This is a genomic window from Variovorax sp. MPBD4-3 (genome assembly GCF_058809745.1).
In genome coordinates this window covers 66421-82820 of record NZ_JBXASW010000021.1, presented here as the reverse complement: position 1 = coordinate 82820, position 16400 = coordinate 66421, and the positions used below count along the sequence as shown (strand labels likewise).

The 16400-nt window shown below is 66.9% G+C and carries 16 protein-coding genes and 1 pseudogene; 4 read left to right on the top strand and 13 right to left on the bottom strand.

The genetic code is table 11. The features are described 5' to 3' along the window. Nucleotides 1-429: 429 nt before the first annotated feature. From mmsB to AC1RVW_RS15180, 5 genes are read right to left on the bottom strand one after another with little or no spacing between them, the layout of a single operon-like run. Nucleotides 430-1323 (bottom strand): 3-hydroxyisobutyrate dehydrogenase, encoded by an 894-nt coding sequence (mmsB, locus tag AC1RVW_RS15200; protein WP_081267112.1) that lies wholly within the window; start codon nt 1321-1323, stop codon nt 430-432. 44 nt (nt 1324-1367) lie between these two features. Then, entirely contained in the window at nt 1368-2483 is a 1116-nt protein-coding gene (locus AC1RVW_RS15195) for an enoyl-CoA hydratase/isomerase family protein (protein ID WP_493200832.1), read from the bottom strand. Nucleotides 2484-2512: 29 nt separating this feature from the next. Next, nucleotides 2513-3667: an acyl-CoA dehydrogenase family protein gene (locus AC1RVW_RS15190; protein WP_493200831.1), complete on the bottom strand. Its 1155-nt coding sequence runs from the start codon at nt 3665-3667 to the stop codon at nt 2513-2515. Continuing rightward, complete coding sequence (locus tag AC1RVW_RS15185) at nt 3664-4065, bottom strand: lysozyme inhibitor LprI family protein (protein WP_493200829.1); 402 nt, start codon at nt 4063-4065, stop codon at nt 3664-3666. The genes AC1RVW_RS15190 and AC1RVW_RS15185 overlap by 4 nt, the downstream gene beginning before the upstream one ends. Then, complete coding sequence (locus AC1RVW_RS15180) at nt 4062-5585, bottom strand: CoA-acylating methylmalonate-semialdehyde dehydrogenase (RefSeq protein WP_081267108.1); 1524 nt, start codon at nt 5583-5585, stop codon at nt 4062-4064. Before AC1RVW_RS15180 ends, AC1RVW_RS15185 begins: the two co-directional genes overlap by 4 nt. A 152-nt stretch (nt 5586-5737) precedes the next feature. On the opposite strand from AC1RVW_RS15180, the gene AC1RVW_RS15175 reads away from it, so the two are divergent. Together AC1RVW_RS15175 and AC1RVW_RS15170 are read left to right on the top strand one after the other, a co-directional pair. Next, nucleotides 5738-6649 carry a LysR family transcriptional regulator gene (locus AC1RVW_RS15175; protein WP_422086079.1) on the top strand — a complete coding sequence of 304 codons (912 nt, stop codon included), beginning with the start codon at nt 5738-5740 and terminating at the stop codon, nt 6647-6649. A gap of 56 nt (nt 6650-6705) precedes the next feature. Then, the gene (locus AC1RVW_RS15170; protein WP_493200826.1) at nt 6706-7875 is read left to right on the top strand and encodes a pyridoxal phosphate-dependent aminotransferase; all 1170 of its coding nucleotides are present in this window, start codon (nt 6706-6708) and stop codon (nt 7873-7875) included. A 4-nt stretch (nt 7876-7879) separates the two neighbouring features. On the opposite strand, the gene AC1RVW_RS15165 is transcribed toward AC1RVW_RS15170, so the two are convergent. The 4 genes and pseudogenes from AC1RVW_RS15165 to AC1RVW_RS15150 all read right to left on the bottom strand — a co-directional run bounded on the left by AC1RVW_RS15165 (nt 7880) and on the right by AC1RVW_RS15150 (nt 11900). Continuing rightward, the gene (locus tag AC1RVW_RS15165) at nt 7880-8965 is read right to left on the bottom strand and encodes a DUF4241 domain-containing protein (RefSeq protein WP_493200824.1); all 1086 of its coding nucleotides are present in this window, start codon (nt 8963-8965) and stop codon (nt 7880-7882) included. A 16-nt stretch (nt 8966-8981) separates the two neighbouring features. Continuing rightward, nucleotides 8982-10373, bottom strand: a pseudogene (locus AC1RVW_RS15160) (CoA transferase). A 74-nt stretch (nt 10374-10447) separates the two neighbouring features. Next, nucleotides 10448-11086 (bottom strand): 3-oxoacid CoA-transferase subunit B, encoded by a 639-nt coding sequence (locus AC1RVW_RS15155; protein WP_081267105.1) that lies wholly within the window; start codon nt 11084-11086, stop codon nt 10448-10450. A gap of 1 nt (nt 11087) precedes the next feature. Then, entirely contained in the window at nt 11088-11900 is an 813-nt protein-coding gene (locus tag AC1RVW_RS15150; RefSeq protein ID WP_081267104.1) for a CoA transferase subunit A, read from the bottom strand. Between the two features lie 94 nt (nt 11901-11994). Between AC1RVW_RS15150 and AC1RVW_RS15145 the strand changes: the two genes are divergently transcribed. After that, nucleotides 11995-12561, top strand: a complete 567-nt coding sequence (locus AC1RVW_RS15145) for a LuxR C-terminal-related transcriptional regulator (RefSeq protein ID WP_081267103.1) — start codon at nt 11995-11997, stop codon at nt 12559-12561. A 161-nt stretch (nt 12562-12722) separates the two neighbouring features. Next, the gene (locus AC1RVW_RS15140; protein ID WP_172839808.1) at nt 12723-12869 is read left to right on the top strand and encodes a hypothetical protein; all 147 of its coding nucleotides are present in this window, start codon (nt 12723-12725) and stop codon (nt 12867-12869) included. Between the two features lie 11 nt (nt 12870-12880). Here the strand turns inward: AC1RVW_RS15140 and AC1RVW_RS15135 are convergent, their stop codons facing one another. From AC1RVW_RS15135 to AC1RVW_RS15120, 4 genes are read right to left on the bottom strand one after another with little or no spacing between them, the layout of a single operon-like run. Beyond that, nucleotides 12881-13846 carry a Bug family tripartite tricarboxylate transporter substrate binding protein gene (locus AC1RVW_RS15135; protein WP_493200820.1) on the bottom strand — a complete coding sequence of 322 codons (966 nt, stop codon included), beginning with the start codon at nt 13844-13846 and terminating at the stop codon, nt 12881-12883. A 53-nt stretch (nt 13847-13899) separates the two neighbouring features. Further along, entirely contained in the window at nt 13900-14280 is a 381-nt protein-coding gene (locus AC1RVW_RS15130; protein ID WP_106934087.1) for a VOC family protein, read from the bottom strand. A 4-nt stretch (nt 14281-14284) separates the two neighbouring features. After that, on the bottom strand, nt 14285-15223 hold the full coding sequence (locus tag AC1RVW_RS15125) for a hydroxymethylglutaryl-CoA lyase (protein ID WP_493200818.1): 939 nt from the start codon (nt 15221-15223) through the stop codon (nt 14285-14287). Beyond that, nucleotides 15220-16392 carry a CaiB/BaiF CoA transferase family protein gene (locus AC1RVW_RS15120; protein WP_493200816.1) on the bottom strand — a complete coding sequence of 391 codons (1173 nt, stop codon included), beginning with the start codon at nt 16390-16392 and terminating at the stop codon, nt 15220-15222. The genes AC1RVW_RS15125 and AC1RVW_RS15120 overlap by 4 nt, the downstream gene beginning before the upstream one ends. Nucleotides 16393-16400: the final 8 nt, after the last annotated feature.

Below are 16400 nucleotides of genomic sequence, written 5' to 3'. Positions count from 1 at the left end.
GATGAGGCAAAACTCATAAAAAAGAAATTGAAGTGAACTTCACTTCTATTCTCATGAGCGTTTTTAAGTCTTGCGACTTGTTCCGAAGAACTTACGCAATTACCTTCAAACGCCCACGCTTATCGGCTGTAAATTTTTAACGATCACCGAAGCAACTCATCGTCTACTTCGTCTTGCTCGCTGCGATCAGCGAAGCCTTGTAGTCTAACACGATTTTTTAAGTATCGTCAAACTTTTTTCGCTTTCTTCAAACTTCCCAGCAGTCGGCAACTTCCGTCACCAGCCGCTGAATCGCTTCAGCGAAGCCTTCGATTATGCACCGACTTTTCTGTCAGCGTCAACTTCGAAGGAAGTTTTTTTATCGGCCGACTTGATGAAACCCCTGAGAGCACCAGCCGTCTGCCGAGCCTTCGATCATACAACGGATTTTCAGGATTTCTGAAACAACTTGAGCACGCTAGAAAAATCCAGTGCGCCGTGCCCTGCCAGGCTATGCGCCGCGTACACGCTGCGCGCCAAGCCACCCAGCGGCGTAGAGGCACGAACAGCCGCCGCGTTCTCTTGGGCCAGCCCCAGATCCTTGAGCATCAGATCGGTCCCGAAGCCACCTGCGTAGTTCTTCGAAGCCGGCGACGTCTCCATCACCCCCGGCATGGGGTTGTACTTCTCGAGCGCCCAATTGCCACCGGAGCTGCGGCGCATGATTTCGGACAGCACCTTCGGATCAAGCCCGTTGGCAACGCCGAGCGCAAGCGCTTCCGATGTGCCGATCATCAAGATGCCAAGCAGCATGTTGTTGCAGATCTTGGCGGTCTGCCCTGCACCGGCAGCGCCGGCATGAAAGATGTTCGCCCCCATCTTCTCGAGCACCGGGCGCGCACGCTCCAGGTCCTTGGTCTCGCCGCCGACCATGAAGGTCAGCGTCCCGGCAATCGCACCGCCCGTGCCACCCGACACAGGTGCGTCGATCATCGCTACGCCTTTGGCTGCCGCAGCTTCAGCCACCTTGCGCGATGTCGCGGCGGCAATGGTGCTGCTGTCGATCACCAGCGTGCCGGCCTTGATGCTCTCGAGCAGCCCAGGCTTGCCCGCCCCGCCAAGGAACAAGCCTTCGACATGCGCGCTCGCCGGCAGCATGCTGATGACGACCTCCGCGTCGGCCACCGTCTCGGCTGCCGAAGAGGCAATCGGCAACCCTTCAGCGCCGAACTTCTTGCAGGCTTCGGCCGAGAGATCGAAAGCGCTGAGCGTATGGCCGGCCTTGAGCAGGTTCATGGCCATCGGGCCGCCCATGTTGCCGAGGCCGATGAAAGCGATCTTCATGTGTCTTGTCTCCGTTGTTCTATATATGTATGGATGGGGCCGGCTCAGACCAGCGATGCCAGCTCGGCCGGCATCTCGCCGCGCGGGCGCAGATGGTCTTCGACGAAGGCAGGCGTGATTTCTTCGAGCGTGGCCGGGCTCCAGCGCGGATTGCGGTCCTTGTCGACCAGCACTGCCCGGATACCTTCCGCAAAGTCCTTGTGCGCGCAGAAACCCAGCGACGCCCAGTATTCGAGCCGGAACACCTCGGCCAGCGACATGCGCGGCACGCGCTGCCACAGTTCGAAGCTCAGGGCCGCGGAGCTTGGCGCGCCCTTGGCAAAGGTCTTGGCGGCGGTCTGCAGCCAGGCGTCGTCGCTCTGCAGATCGCGCAGGCGCTTGGCGATGTCGACCAGGTCTTCACCGGCCATCAGCGCGTTGATGGTGTCGTAGTGCTCGCGCACCTTAGACGCCGGCATCTCCGCGCCCTCGCCCGCCCTGGCAAGAATGCGCGACAGCGTTGCGCGATCGGCCTTGCCTTCGCCCGCCCACCGGGTGGAAGCGATGGCTTCGATCACATCGCCCTTGCGCTCCTGCGGAACCAGCACGTCGGCCAGCCCGCAGAAGATGGTGTCGGCCGCGTTGATGTTCGCGGCCGTGAGCGCCAGGAAGAGCCCCGTGCGTCCCGGCGTGCGGCGCAGGAACCAGCTGCCGCCCACGTCGGGATACAGGCCGATGTTGATCTCGGGCATGGCGATGCGGCTTTGCAGCGTCATCACACGGTGCGACGCGCCGGCCAGCAAGCCGACGCCGCCGCCCATCACGATGCCGTGGCCCCAGCACAGGAAGGGCTTGGGGAATGTGTGGATCAGATAGTCGAGCTCGTACTCTTCACGGAAGAAGTCTTCGGCATAGGTGTTGCGCGCGGGGCCGCAGTCCAGCAGCGTCTGATAGAGCTGGCGCAGGTCGCCGCCGGCGCAGAACGCCTTTTCGCCAGCAGCCTGAAGCAGCACGCCGACGATGCCGTCATCCCGCGCCCATTCGCGCAGCCTGGGCGTCAGCAGGCGCACCATGTCCACGGACAGCGCATTGAGCGACGCCGGCGCATTGAGCGTGGCCACGGCAAAGCGCTGGCCGCCGGCGGTCTTGATTTCGTCGAAGAGAACTACGTTGTCGGTCATTGTTTTTTCAGGTTTCGGATACGGCACGCTCAGCGGATATCGCTGTCGCCCTCCAGCAATTTTCGCGCAACGATCACGCGCATGATCTCGTTGGTGCCTTCGAGGATCTGGTGCACGCGCGCGTCGCGCACCAGGCGCTCGAGCGGAAATTCGCTCAGGTAGCCGTAGCCGCCGTGCAGTTGCAGCGCGTCGTTGCAGACGTTGAACCCGGCATCTGTCGCAAAGCGCTTCGCCATCGCGCAATAGGTGCTCGCGTCGGCATGGCCCGCGTCGAGCTTCGATGCCGCCAGCCGAACCATCTGGCGCGCCGCGACCAGTTCCGTCGCCATGTCGGCGAGCTTGAACTGCAGCGCCTGGAAGCTCGCGAGCGGCTTGCCGAACTGCTGGCGCTCGTGCAGATAGCGCCGCGCCGCGTCGAGCGCTCCCTGCGCCGCCCCCACCGAGCAAGTCGCGATGTTGATGCGCCCGCCGTCCAGCCCCTTCATGGCAATGCGAAAGCCTTCGCCTTCCTTGCCCAGCAGGTTCTGCGCCGGGATGCGCACGTTGTCGAAATTGATGGTGCGCGTGGGCTGGCTGTTCCAGCCCATCTTGTGCTCCTTCTTGCCGTAGCTGATGCCGGGCGCATCGGCCGGCACCGCAAAGGCCGAGATGCCGCTCGCGCCCGCGCCGCCCGTGCGCGCCATCAGCACCAGCACGTGGGTCGACCCCGCGCCGGAGATGAAGGCCTTGCCGCCGTTGATGACGTATTCGGCGCCCTGCAATTCCGCGCGCGTCTTGAGCGAACCCGCATCCGACCCGGCGCCCGGCTCGGTGAGGCAGTAGGACGCCAACTTGCGCCCGGTCGTCAGCTCTTCGCCCCAGTGCTTCGCGACCTCGTCGGTAGCCCAGGTGCCGAGCATCCACGTCGCCATGTTGTGGATGGTGATGAAAGCCGTGGTCGACGGGTCGACCGCGGCCATCTCCTCGAACACCAGCGCCGCATCGAGCCGCGGCAGGCCGAGGCCGCCGATGCGCTCGGGCGCATACAAACCGCAGAAGCCCAGTTCGCCAGCCTTGGCGATGGCCTCCTTCGGAAAGATGGATTGCGCGTCCCACTGCGCCGCATGCGGCGCGAACTCGGCCTGTGCAAAGTCGCGCGCAGTCTGCGCAAAGGCGTTCTGTTCTTCGGACAGTTCGAAATTCATTGTTCGCGACCCTTCCAGCGGTCCAGTTCGGCGGTCCGTTTGCGGGTCGATTTCTCCAGGCATGCGTTGAACACCAACGGCCAGATGGAGCCACCTTCGCTCGCCTTTGCGGCACGCTTGCAAGCGGGATCGCGCCCCTTGAGCCACGTCCGCTGCTCGTTGCGCAGCGCGACGCGCAGCTGCGGCGAGAGCGTCTTCATCACCTCGCCGTAGCGGATGTTGAGCGCGGCATCGGCCGCACGAAAGTCGCGCACCGCGCAGTCGTTCATCTGCTGCTGGTTTCCGTTCGGGTTGCAGTCGAGCGGCTCGTCCTGGCCGGCCGCCTGCGCCCCGCCCGAGAGCAGCAATGCGACCGCCGCCACCGCGCCCCAGGCCGCGACGCGAAGCCTGTGCCTCATTTGAGGCTGATGGTGGTGTTGACGCCGTGCGAGACGGTGCTGTCGTCGAACCAGCGTGCCGTCACGGTCTTGGTCTGCGTGTAGAACATGATGACCTGCTTGCCGTACGGACCCAGGTCGCCGAGCTTGGAGGCGCGCGAACCGGTGAACGAGAACATCGGCACCGGCACCGGGATCGGCACGTTGATGCCGACCTGGCCCACGTCGATGTCTTCCTGGAAGCGGCGTGCCGCGGCGCCCGACTGCGTGAAGATCGCCGTGCCGTTGCCGTTCGGGTTGCTGTTGATCAGGTCGATGGCCTCGTCGATGGACTCGGCATCGGCAATGCACAGCACCGGGCCGAAGATTTCCTGGTCATAGATCGTCATGCCCGGCTTCACGCCGGTGAAGATCGTCGGGCCCACGAAATTGCCCTTCTCATAGCCCGGCACGGTGGGCTTGCGGCCGTCGAGCACCAGCTTGGCGCCGTCGGCCTCGCCGCGTTCGATCAGGCTGTTCACGCGGTCGTAGGCGGCGCACGAGACCAGCGGCCCCACGTCCACGCCCTTCTCGGTGCCGGCGCCGATCTTCAGCGTCTTCGCCTTCTCGATGAGTTCGGGCACCCAGTTGCGCGCCTCGCCCACCAGCACCGCCACCGACACGGCCATGCAGCGCTGGCCCGCGGCACCGAAGCTCGCGCCGGCCAGTGCATTGAGCGTCTGCTCCTTGTTGGCGTCGGGCATGACGATGGCGTGGTTCTTCGCGCCCATCATGCATTGCGCGCGCTTGCCGGCCAGCGTGGCGCGGTTGTAGACGTGCGTGCCGACCTTGGTCGAGCCGACGAAGCTGATCGCCTTGATGTCCTTGTGGTCGCAGATGCCGTTGACGATGGCTTCGCCGCCGTGCACCACGTTCAGCACGCCGGGCGGAATGCCGGCTTCGAGCGCCAGTTCGCACAGGCGCATGGTGACCATGGGGTCCTGCTCGGAGGGCTTCAGCACGAAGGTGTTGCCGGTGACGATGGCCATGGGGAACATCCACAGCGGAATCATGGCCGGGAAGTTGAACGGCGTGATGCCGGCGCACACGCCCAGCGGCTGCAGCAGCGTGTAGGTGTCGACACCGTTGGCCACGTTGTTGGCCAGTTCGCCGAGCTGCAGGTTGCCGATGTTCGATGCGTGCTCCACCACCTCGAGGCCGCGGAACACGTCGCCCTCGGCGTCGGGCAGCGTCTTGCCCTGTTCGGCGGTGAGGATGGCGGCCAGCTCGCCCATGTTCTCGCGGATGAGCTGCTGCAGCTTCAGGAAGATGCGGGCACGCGTGCCGATGGGGGTCTTGCGCCAGGTCTTGAATGCTTCCTTGGCGGAGGCCACTGCGGCGTCCAGTTCGGCCGGGGTCGCGAAGGGCACGCGGGCCAGCACCTGCTGCGTGGCCGGGTTGACGACGTCGCGCCATTCGGTGGTCTTGGATTCGACCAGCTTGCCGCCAATGAGCAGCTTGACGGTGGCGACCTGGGTCGACGGGGTGGTGGTGGCGTCCATGGGGGTTTTGTCTCCTGTGATCCTGTGAATTCGGTGCCGGCCCGGCCGGTGCAGAGCAACATCCTAGCTTTGCAGATTTGCCATGACAATAGACAAAAATGCGCCAAGGCTTTGCAAATTTGCAGAGCATCAACCCGAGGGCAAGCAAGCAGATGGATTGGGACAACCTTCGCTACTTCCTGGAACTCGCCCGCTCGGGCACGCTCATGAGCGCCGCGCGCCGGCTCGAGGTCGACCACACCACGGTGGCGCGCCGCATCCAGGCGCTGGAGAAAGAGGTCGGCGCCCCGCTTTTCTCGCGTGAAGCGGGCGGCCACCGGCTCACCGAGGCAGGCCGGCGGCTGCAGCCTCAGGTCGAGGCAATGGAAAGCGCCTTCCAGGCCGTGGAAAGCACCGCGCCTGCCTCGCAGGAAGGCCTGTCGGGCCTGGTGCGCATCGGCGCCACGGAGGGCTTCGGCACCGTGGTGCTGGCGCCGCGCCTGGCCCTGTTCGCGGTGCAGCACCCGCGCCTGACCATCGATCTGCTGGCCATGCCGCGGCTGGTGCACCTGTCGCGGCGCGAGGCCGACATCGTGATCTCGCTCGAACGACCGGCGCGCGGCCCGGTGGTCGTCACCAAGCTCACCGACTACACGCTGCGGCTCTACGCATCGAAGCAGTACCTGTCGGCGCACAAGCCGATCAAGTCACGCGAAGACCTGCGCGGCCATACCTTCATCAGCTACGTGGACGACCTGCTGTTCAGCAAGGAGCTGCAATACCTCGACGAGCTCCACCGCCCCGACAGCTTCGCGCTGCGCAGCACCAGCGTGCTCGCGCAGCACAGCGCGGTGGCGGCGGGCGCGGGCATTGCGGTGCTGCCGGCCTTCATCGCCGAGAAAGACGGCGCGCTGCAGCCCGTGCTGCCCGGGCAGGCGAACTTCACGCGGACCTTCTGGATGTCGATGCCTGCGGAAACCAAGCACCTCGTGCGAATGCAGGCGACCTGGGAATTCCTGCGGCAGACCGCCGAGGCGCACCGGGCCCAATTGCTGCTGGACAGTCCGCCCGGCACCGCAGCCTGACGGCCCGGGTTGTGCCATGCTGGCGGCTCCCCGCAGTGAGCAACAAGGAGACCGGAATGCCTCGCCACCGCCCCGCCCGCCTGACCCACATCGCCGGCATCGGCGTCGACCGCATGGGCGCCATTGCCGATGACGCCGACGGCCCGCCGTTCCTTCGACTGGAGAACCTCGACGTCGACATCCCGCCCGACCCCGAGGCCGTCGCGCGCACGGTGCGCGCCGCCTCCGAAGACTCGGACAACAGCTACCTGCCCTTCGTCGGCCAGTCGCGGTTGCGCGACGTGGCGGCCCGGCACGTGTCGGCGCTGTCGGGCGTGGCGTACAGCGGCGCGCGCAACTGCGTGATCTCGGCCGGCGGGCTGTCGGGCATCCTCAATGCGCTGCTCGCCACCGTCGAGGTCGGCGACGAAGTGCTGGTGACCGATCCGACCTACGCCGGGCTGCTCAACCGCATCCGCCTCGCCGGCGGCACCCCGAAGTACGCGCCCTTTCGCTTCACCCCCGGCGGCGAATGGAAGCTGGACCGCGACGCGCTCCAGGCCGCCATCGGCCCGCGCGTGCGGGTGATGTTGCTGATGTCTCCGTCGATGCCCACCGGCGGCTGCTTCGACGAGGAAGACTGGCGCGCCATCGCCGACCTGTGCGTGCGGCACGACCTGACGCTGATCCTCGACACGGCCATGGAACGGCTGCTGTACGACGGCCGCCAGCTGATCCACCCCGCGGGCCTGCCGGGCATGGCCGAGCGCACCATCACCGTCGGCTCGTCGGCCAAGGAACTGCGCATGATCGGCTGGCGCGTGGGCTGGACCGTGGCGCCCGAGAGCTACATGCCCGACCTCGTGGCCGTGTCGCTCGCGAACGTGGTGGTGCCGGTGGGCATCGCGCAGGACGCGGTGGCGACGGCGCTGGAGCAATCGCCTCGCACGCTTGCGCCGTATGTGAGCGAACTGGAACGCCGGCGCGACACGGTGCTCGACGAACTCAAGGGGCTGCCGGTGGGCGTGCCGGCCGGCGGCTGGTCGCTGCTGCTGCGTGCGAGCGACTTCGGCATCGACGGGCAGACGCTGTCCGAGCGGCTGTTGAAGTCGCGCGTCTGCGCCACCGCGATGCAGGGCTGGGGCGAGATGCATGGCGCGCAGTACCTGCGCTTCGTCTTCTCCAACGAACCCGTGGAGCGGTTGCGCGGACTGGGCGACAAGGTCCGCGCCGCGCTGGGCGCCTGACGGCTCAGGAGAACAGGCGCTTCCAGAGGCTCTTGCCCGCAGCAGCCGGTTCGGCAGCAGCTGTAGCAACTGCGGCGGCTTCGGATTTTTCGAGCAGTTCCATCAGCCCCGGCACGCGCGGCTTCTTGAGCCGGCGCGCGTAGACGAGGTAGCTTTCCTCCTCGTCCCCGGTATAGAACAGCGGCGGCATCGGCAGCGACGGCATCGAGCCCAGCAGCACGCGCAACGCTTCGAGCTGGTTCATGCGGATGGCGCTGGTGATGGCGGTTTCGCCCAACGACGGAACGATCTCGTTGGCGCCTGCGAGCCCTTCGCCGAGCAGCGACCGGATGAGAGACGAGTCGCCTGCCACGGCCGCCGCGCCCAGCGCATCGAGGGCAGCCAGCTTCTCCGGCGACAGGCTGGCCTTGTAGGCATCGCTGCGCTTGTCGTTCTCGTCGCGCGCATCGCCGCCGGCCATCGTCAGGAAGTCGGTCACCAGTGCCACGGGTTCGCCGGCCGCATCGAGCGCCCAGAAACTCGGGTAGCTGCCGTCGCCCCAGCCCGAGCTGAAGATCACGATGTTGTTTGCGGTGCCTGGCCCCTGCGGGTAGTGGTTGGCGATGTCGGCCGAGCCCAGTTCCTCCGCGAGCACGTCGTCGTAATAGTTGAAATGGACAGATTTTTCGGACTCGCGCGCCTCGCGCTCGGCCATGGCCTTTGCCGCATCGGCATCCATGAAGCAGCCCACGCCGGCATCGACGGGGTAGCCGAAGAACTCGTCGTCTCCGAGCGCATCCTGCGATTGCCCTTCGAGGAGCGCCGGTTCCCAGCGCAGATCGGATACCCGGTGCCCGCCGCGTTCGCCCAGCCAGAGCACCGCCAGCGCATGGCGGCCCTTGTCGTGCAGCACCTCGACGGGAAATGCGCCGCGCCGGTTCACGCCGCGCACGAAGGCTGCGCGCTCGGGCTGCACCAGGGGGTCACAGGCCACGATCCGGCCGCTCGTGATGTTCAGCAAGCCGCAGGGCTGACGATGCAGATGACGCGCGCCGAGCGCGTCGTCGTCGAGGAAAACGGATTGAAGGTTGTCGATATCGAGATAGGCCATGCAACCAGTTTCGCACTCATTGCATGACGGGCGGCCAGCGCGCCGCATGGCTGCCCGGTGGCATCGAGGGACGCGGCCACGCGGCGGGCGTTCGCTGAAGCATCGCGCCATGGCGCAACGCCGCCAGCTCACCAAAGCCCGAGGCGGTGGTCTCGACGTAGGGCGCAAGGCCGGGCTTGGCGATGGAAAGCCCGCCCGGCACGCGCCCCAGGCCGCGCAGCCAATGCCCCGTGTGCGCCAGCGACACCCGCACCTGCCAGCTGCCGCCTTCGCGCTGTTGCCGCCACAGCGCCGCGGCGGCGCCGAAAGCGATCAGGTAGCCGGTGGCCTCGTCGAGGATCTGCATGGGCAGCGGCTTGGGCTTGCCGTCCCCGGCGGCCTCGCCTTCGGCGTGGTTGAAGCCCATGGCCGTCTGCACCAGCGAATCGAAACCCCGTCGGCTCGCCCACGGGCCCTGCGTGCCGTAGGCGCTCAGCGACACGCACACGATGCCCGGTCGCTGCTCTGCCAGCGCCGCCGGTCCGAATCCCAGGGCTTCGAGCCCGCCCGGCCGATAGCCCTGCACGAACACGTGCGCGTCGGCAACCAGCCGTTGCAGCGCCGCCCGGCCCTCTTCGGTCCGCAGGTCGGCATGTGCCGACAGCTTGCCGCGGCTCGTGTCCGCGATCGCCGAGATGTTGGGCAAATGCGATGAATTCACGAGCATCACATCGGCGCCGTAGGCCGCGAGCGCGCGTCCGCCCACCGGTCCGGCCAGCACGCGCGTGAGGTCGAGCACGCGCAGGCCCGACAGCGGCCGTTCGTCTTCGCGCAGCGGCGGCAGCACGAGCGGCGGCGAGTCGCCGATGCGCTCGATGGTGAACAGAGGCTGCGCCGCGACGGCCTGCCCTTGCGGCGTGGCGTCCCATTCGTCGAAGCGCCGCAGTGCCGTCGCCACCAGCCCTGCCGCTGCAGCCGCGTCCTCGAAATCGCGGGCACGCCATGTGGCCATGGCAGCCTCCGCATCGGAGCGCGTGGCCGTGGCCGGATCGAGCTTCATCAGCCGCAGCGCGCCGTCGCGGTGATGCGCGAAGTTCGCGTGCACGCGCACCCATCCGTCGGCGCAGCAATAGAGCCCCGAGAACGCATCCCACTGATCCGGCACCTGCCCGTCGAGGCTGAACCAGCCGATTCACTCCAGCGCCGCGTGCAGCATGTCGACACCCACCTGCTGCCGCCCGGTGCCGCGCAAGTGCCCCAGTTCGCAGGCGGCCAGCGCCGCCGCTGCCATGGTGCTCTGCGCCGCGGTGCCGACCGCGAAGGACGACGGCAGCACCGGGTCGGCGCCGGTGAGCCGCGCAAACGACAGGGCTTCCTCGGGCAGGCCCGCGTGCCGCCAGATGCCGGCCAGGACTTCGCTCGCATTCATTTCGGTTCTCCAAGGCAAAAAGGCAGGGCCTGCTTCCGCTGCCCTGCCCTCTTGCAGTCGTAGCGCCAGTCGCCTTACTGGATCAGCTTGGCGCCCGTCTTGGCCTGCAGCGCGTCGAAAGTGACGCCCGGCGCCAGTTCGACCACCTTCAGGCCCTCGGGCACCACGTCCATCACGGCCAGGTCGGTGATGATGCGATCGACCACGCCCACGCCCGTCAGCGGCAGGGTGCACTTCTCGAGGATCTTCAGGTCCTCGGTGCCGTCCTTCTTCTTGGCAACGTGTTCCATCAGCACGATCACGCGTTTCACGCCGGCCACGAGGTCCATGGCGCCGCCCATGCCCTTGACCATCTTGCCGGGGATCATCCAGTTGGCGAGGTCGCCCTTGGTGCTGACCTGCATCGCGCCCAGGATCGACAGGTTGATCTTGCCGCCGCGGATCATCGCGAAGCTGTCATGGCTGCCGAAGATGGCCGAGCCGGGCAGCGTGGTCACGGTCTGCTTGCCGGCGTTGATGAGGTCCGCGTCGACGTTGTCCTCGGTCGGGAACGGGCCGATGCCGAGCATGCCGTTCTCGCTCTGCAGCCAGACTTCCTTGGTGCCGGTGTGGTTGGCCACGAGGGTGGGAATGCCGATGCCGAGGTTGACGTAGAAGCCGTCTTCGAGTTCTTGGGCGGCGCGGGCCGCCATCTGGTCTTGGGTCCAGGGCATCTCAGGCTCCTTCTTTCTTGTTGGCGGGCACGGTGGGCACGGGCACTTCGCTGCCGGCTGCCGCCTGCGCGATGACGGCCTGGGCCTCGACCTTGGCGGCCGCGGCGTCCACCGGCGCGGCGGCGCTCACGGTGCGCTTCTCGATGCGCTTCTCGGGGTTGGCGTTGAGCACGATGCGGTGCACGTAGATGCCCGGCAGGTGGATGTCGTCGGGGGCCAGTTCGCCCACTTCCACGATCTTCTCGACCTCGACGATGCAGATCTTGCCGGCCATGGCCGCGGCCGGGTTGAAGTTGCGCGCCGTGAGGCGAAAGCGCAGGTTGCCGGACTTGTCGGCCACGTCGGCCTTCACCAGCGCCACGTCGGGCACCAGCGAATGCTCCATGACGTAGGTCTCGCCGCCGAACTCGCGCAATTCCTTGCCTTCGGCCACTTGCGTGCCGACGCCGGTCTTGGTGAAGAAGGCCGGAATGCCCGCGCCGCCGGCGCGCAGCTTCTCGGCCAGCGTGCCCTGGGGCGTGAATTCGAGGGCCAGTTCGCCCGCGAGGTACTGGCGCTCGAACTCCTTGTTCTCGCCGACGTAGGACGCGATCATTTTCTTGATCTGGCGCGTTTCGAGCAGCTTGCCGAGGCCGAAACCGTCGACGCCCGCGTTGTTCGAAACGACCGTGAGGTTCTGCACGCCGGAATCCTTCAGCGCGTCGATCAGCGCTTCGGGAATGCCGCACAGGCCGAAGCCGCCGACTGCGAGCATCTGCCCGTCTGCGACGACCCCCTTGAGTGCCGCGTCCGCGGAGGGATAAATCTTGTTCACTCGGGCTCCTTGATGGATGAATGGAGAGTGGGTGGGAAAGCCTTGAACGATACTACCTACCCGCATACGTAGTATTTCGTAATGGTGACACCCGATGCCCGAAATCGATTACCGGCTCGCCTTTGAACACGCGCCCGTCGGCATGGTGGTTTCGAGCAACCGCACCATCGTGGCCTGCAACGTGCGCGTGTGCGAGATTTTTGGCGCAACGCCCTCCGCACTGGTAGGGCATTCGTTCAGCATCCTGTACCCCAGCGTGGCCGAGTTCGAGCGCATCGGCAAGCGCATGGAGCCCTTTCTGAACGCCAGCGGGCACTACGCCGACAACCGCATGATGAAGCGCCTGGGCGGCCTGCACGGGGCGATCGCGGGCGAGACCTTCTGGTGCCACGTCACCGGCCATGCGATGAACCGCGCCGCCCCCCACGAGGCCGGCATCTGGACCTTCGAGGACCTGGGCTCGCGCCGCGCGGTGAAGGCCGAGCTCACGCCGCGCGAACGCGAGGTGGCGGCGCAGGTGATGCGCGGGCTGACCTCCAAGGAAATCGGCAAGGCGCTGGGCATCAGCCACCGCACGGTCGAACTGCACCGGGCGCGGCTCATGCGCAAGTACGCGGCCGCGACCACGGCGGAGCTGGTGCAGAAGCTCATCGCGGGTTAGGCGCCGGCGCTGCAGCCGCGAAAAGTTTCAGCCAGGCGACCCCGGGATCGTTGCAAAAACGGAAACGCCGTGTCGACGAAAGCGCCGCGCCGGCGCGCTCCCGCGGGTCTATCGTTGAACCCATGCAGGCACACAGCCCGCAATCAACCCAGGAGCCTGAAATGTCCACACGCATCCATTCCGAACGAAGCCTCTTGCTGCAAACGCAGGCCACCGCCGTGCGCGCGCATGCGCTCGTTGCGCAGAAACTGCCGGTCGCGCTGACGCTCTCCGCCATCATCCTGTCGATCGTCGGCGTGAAGCTCTAGCCGAAGCTGCGTCAGTCCGGCTTGATGTCCGCCGACTTGATGACCTTCGACCAAGCCGCCAGTTCCTGGTCGACAAACTTCGCGAGCGTCGGCGAATCCATGTAGGTCGCGAAAGCGCCCTGCTCGTCCACCTTCTTGCGGAAGGACTCGCTCTCCACGATCTTCCTGATCTCCGCGCTCAGCTTGGCGACCACATCGGGCGGTGTCTTCGCCGGCGCGAACACCGCGAACCACGACTCCACCTCGTAGCCGGGCAAGCCCGCCTCGGCCGAAGTCGGCACATCGGGCATCGACGGGTGCCGTTTGCTGCCCGTGTATGCCAGCGCCTTGATGCGCCCGGTCGCGAAATGGCCGATGACCGAAGGCGGCGTGGTGATGAACATGTCGACGTTGCCCGAGATCAGGTCGTTGATGGCCGGCCCGGAGCCCTTGTACGGCACGTGCGTCATCGCCTGCTTCGACTGCCTCGACAGCAGTTCGCCAGCGATGTGCTGGATCGAGCCGTTGCCCGAAGAGGCATAGAACAGGCCACCCTCCTTCTTCTTGCCGTACTCGATGAGCTCCTTCATCGAGTTCACAGGCAGCTTGCCGCTCACCGCGACCACGTGCGGCGCGCGCATCACCATCGCCACCGGCACGAAGTCCCTGGTCGGGCTCCACTTGAGGTTCGGGTAGAGCGAAGGGTTGCCGACGTGGTAGCCCGAGTACTGCATCAGCAGCGTGTAGCCGTCGGGCGCGGCGCGCGCCACCCACTCGGCGCCGATGTTGCCGCTGGCGCCCGGCTTGTTGTCGGCCACCACGGGCTGGCCCAGCGCGCGTTGCAGCGGCTCGCCGACCAGCCGCGCCATGATGTCGGTGGAACCGGCTGGCGCGGTGGGAACGACGAAGGTGATCGGTCTGGAAGGCCAGGTGTCGGCGCTGGCGGCAGAAGCGGCCAGCACGAGGCCGGCCGCGAGCAGGCGGCGAATGGGTTGCATGGTTTGTCTGTCTCCGGTGGTTTTCTTGTCTGCTGTCTTCGAAGCACGCGCCTTCAGGCCGCGAGTTCCGATATCTCGATCAGGTTCAGGTCGGGGTCGCGCACATAGACCGAGCGGATGCGCGAGGTGGCGCCCGTGCGCATCACCGGCCCTTCGAGAATCGGCACGCCCTTGTCCGCCAGCCGCGCCATCACCACGTCGAGCGGCACGCTGGCGATGAAGCACAGGTCCAGCGAGCCCGGCGTCGGCAGTTGCGCCTTGGGTTCGAACTCGTGGCCCTTCACGTGCAGGTTGATCTTCTGGTTGCCGAAGCGGAAAGCCTTGCGCCCGGCGCCGAAGCTCTCGAGCGCCATGCCCATCACGTCGACATAGAAGCGGATGCAGTCTTCCTCGTGCGCGGTGGTCAGCACCAGGTGGTCCAGATGATCGATCATGGGTTCAGTTCCTCCTGTGCGCGGGTGGCGCGTGCCGCGTCAGGCGATGTCCCGACCGGGAAACCTGGCTCGGCAATTCATGCGCCACGAGCAGTGCCAGCTCGGCCGCCGCGGCAATCAGTCCGTCCAGGTCCATGCCCGTCTCGTAGCCCATGCACTGCAGCATGTGGACCACGTCTTCCGTCGCGACATTGCCGGTCGCGCCCGGCGCGTAGGGGCAGCCTCCGATGCCGCCGAGCGACATGTCGAGCCGGCGAATGCCCGCTTCGACGGCCGCCACCGTGTTCGCAAGGCCCATGCCGCGCGTGTTGTGGAAATGGGCGGTCCAGTCCAGCGCCGGCCAAGCCGCGATGACCCGCTCGCACAGCGCCTGAACCTGGGTCGGATAGGCCATGCCGGTGGTGTCGCACAGCGTCACGCCCTGCACGCCGAGCGCGGCAAAGCGCTCGATCCACCCGAGCACCGAAGGCACCGGCACCTCGCCTTCCATCGGACAGCCGAACACGCAGGAGAGCGACACGTTCACCGGCACGCCGGCCTGCTTCGCCAGCGCGACCACGTCGGCCAGTTGCGCGAACGACTGCTCCCGCGTCATGCGCAGGTTCGACAGGTTGTGCGTCTCGCTCACCGACATCACGATGTTGAACTCGTCGATGCGGCTTTCCAGCGCCCGTTCCGCGCCGCGCAGGTTGGGCACCAGCGCGGTGTAGACCACGCCGGGCCTGCGGGCGATGCGGTGCATCACCTCCTCGCCGTCGCGCAGCGCCGGGATCGCTTTCGCCGAGGTGAACGAGGTCACTTCGATCTTCGCGTAGCCCAACCCGCCCAGCCGGTCGATCAGCGCGACCTTGTCGTCGGTGGGAATGAAGCGGCTTTCCATCTGAAAGCCGTCACGCGTGGCCACCTCGTTGATGTGCAGCCGGGTGCCGTTGCCGTTCTTCATGCGGCCTCGCTTTCCGCGCGGCGCGCAGGCCAGCCGCCTGCGTGCAAGTCGCCGTTGTGCTCACCCAGGCGCGGCGCGGGATGCGCGATGCGCCCCGGCGTCGCGCTGAGCTTGGGCACCACGCCGGGCACCTTCAGCGTGCCGCCGCCGGATGTTGCCGACTCGACGATCATTCCGCGCGCCAGGTACTGCGGGTCGCTCGCGATGTCGGCCACGGTGTAGATGCGGCCGACCGGCACGCCGGCTGCATCGAGCACCGCCAGCACTTCGTCGCGGCCGCGCTGCAGCGTCCACGCCTCGATGGCGGCGTCGATCTCTTCCACCCGCAAGACACGGCCGTCGTTGTGCGCGAGCTGCGGATCGCATTCCAGGTCTGCGCGGCCGATGGCCCGCATCAGCCGCCGGAAAATGCTGTCACCGTTGCCCGCCACCAGCACATGGTGCCCGTCGCTGCAGCGGTAGGCGTTGGTCGGCGCGATGCCGGGCAACGCACTGCCGGCGCGCTCGCGCACCGCGCCGAAGGCGTCGTACTCCGGCAGCAGGCTTTCCATCACGTTGAACACCGACTCGTACAGCGCCACGTCGATGAACTGCCCCTCCCCGCCGTGCGCCGTGCGGTGGTGCAGCGCCGTGAGCACGCCGATCACGCCGTGCAGCGCCGCGAGCGTGTCGCCCAGCGAGACGCCCACGCGCACCGGCACCCGCCCCGGCTCGCCGCTCAGGTAGCGCAGCCCGCCCATCGATTCGCCGAGCACGCCGAAGCCGGGCTTGTCGCGGTACGGCCCGGTCTGCCCGTAGCCGGAGATGCGCAGCATGATGAGCCGCGGATTCAGCGCGTGCAGCTGCTCCCACCCCAGGCCCCAGCCCTCCAGCGTGCCGGGCTTGAAGTTCTCGATCAGCACGTCGGCCTCGCAAGCCAGTGCGCGCACCGCGTCCTGTCCTTGGGCGCTGCGCAGGTCGAGGCACACCGAGCGCTTGTTGCGCGATTGCACCTCCCACCAGACCGAGCCGCCGTCGCGCAGCAGCCGCCACTTGCGCAGCGGATCGCCGGTGCCTTCGGGTTCGACCTTGATCACGTCGGCGCCGAACTCCGCCAGCGTCTTGCCGGCAAAGGGGCCGGCAATCAGCTGGCCGAGCTCCAGCACCTTCAGGCCTTCGAGTGCATTCATGTCCGCGT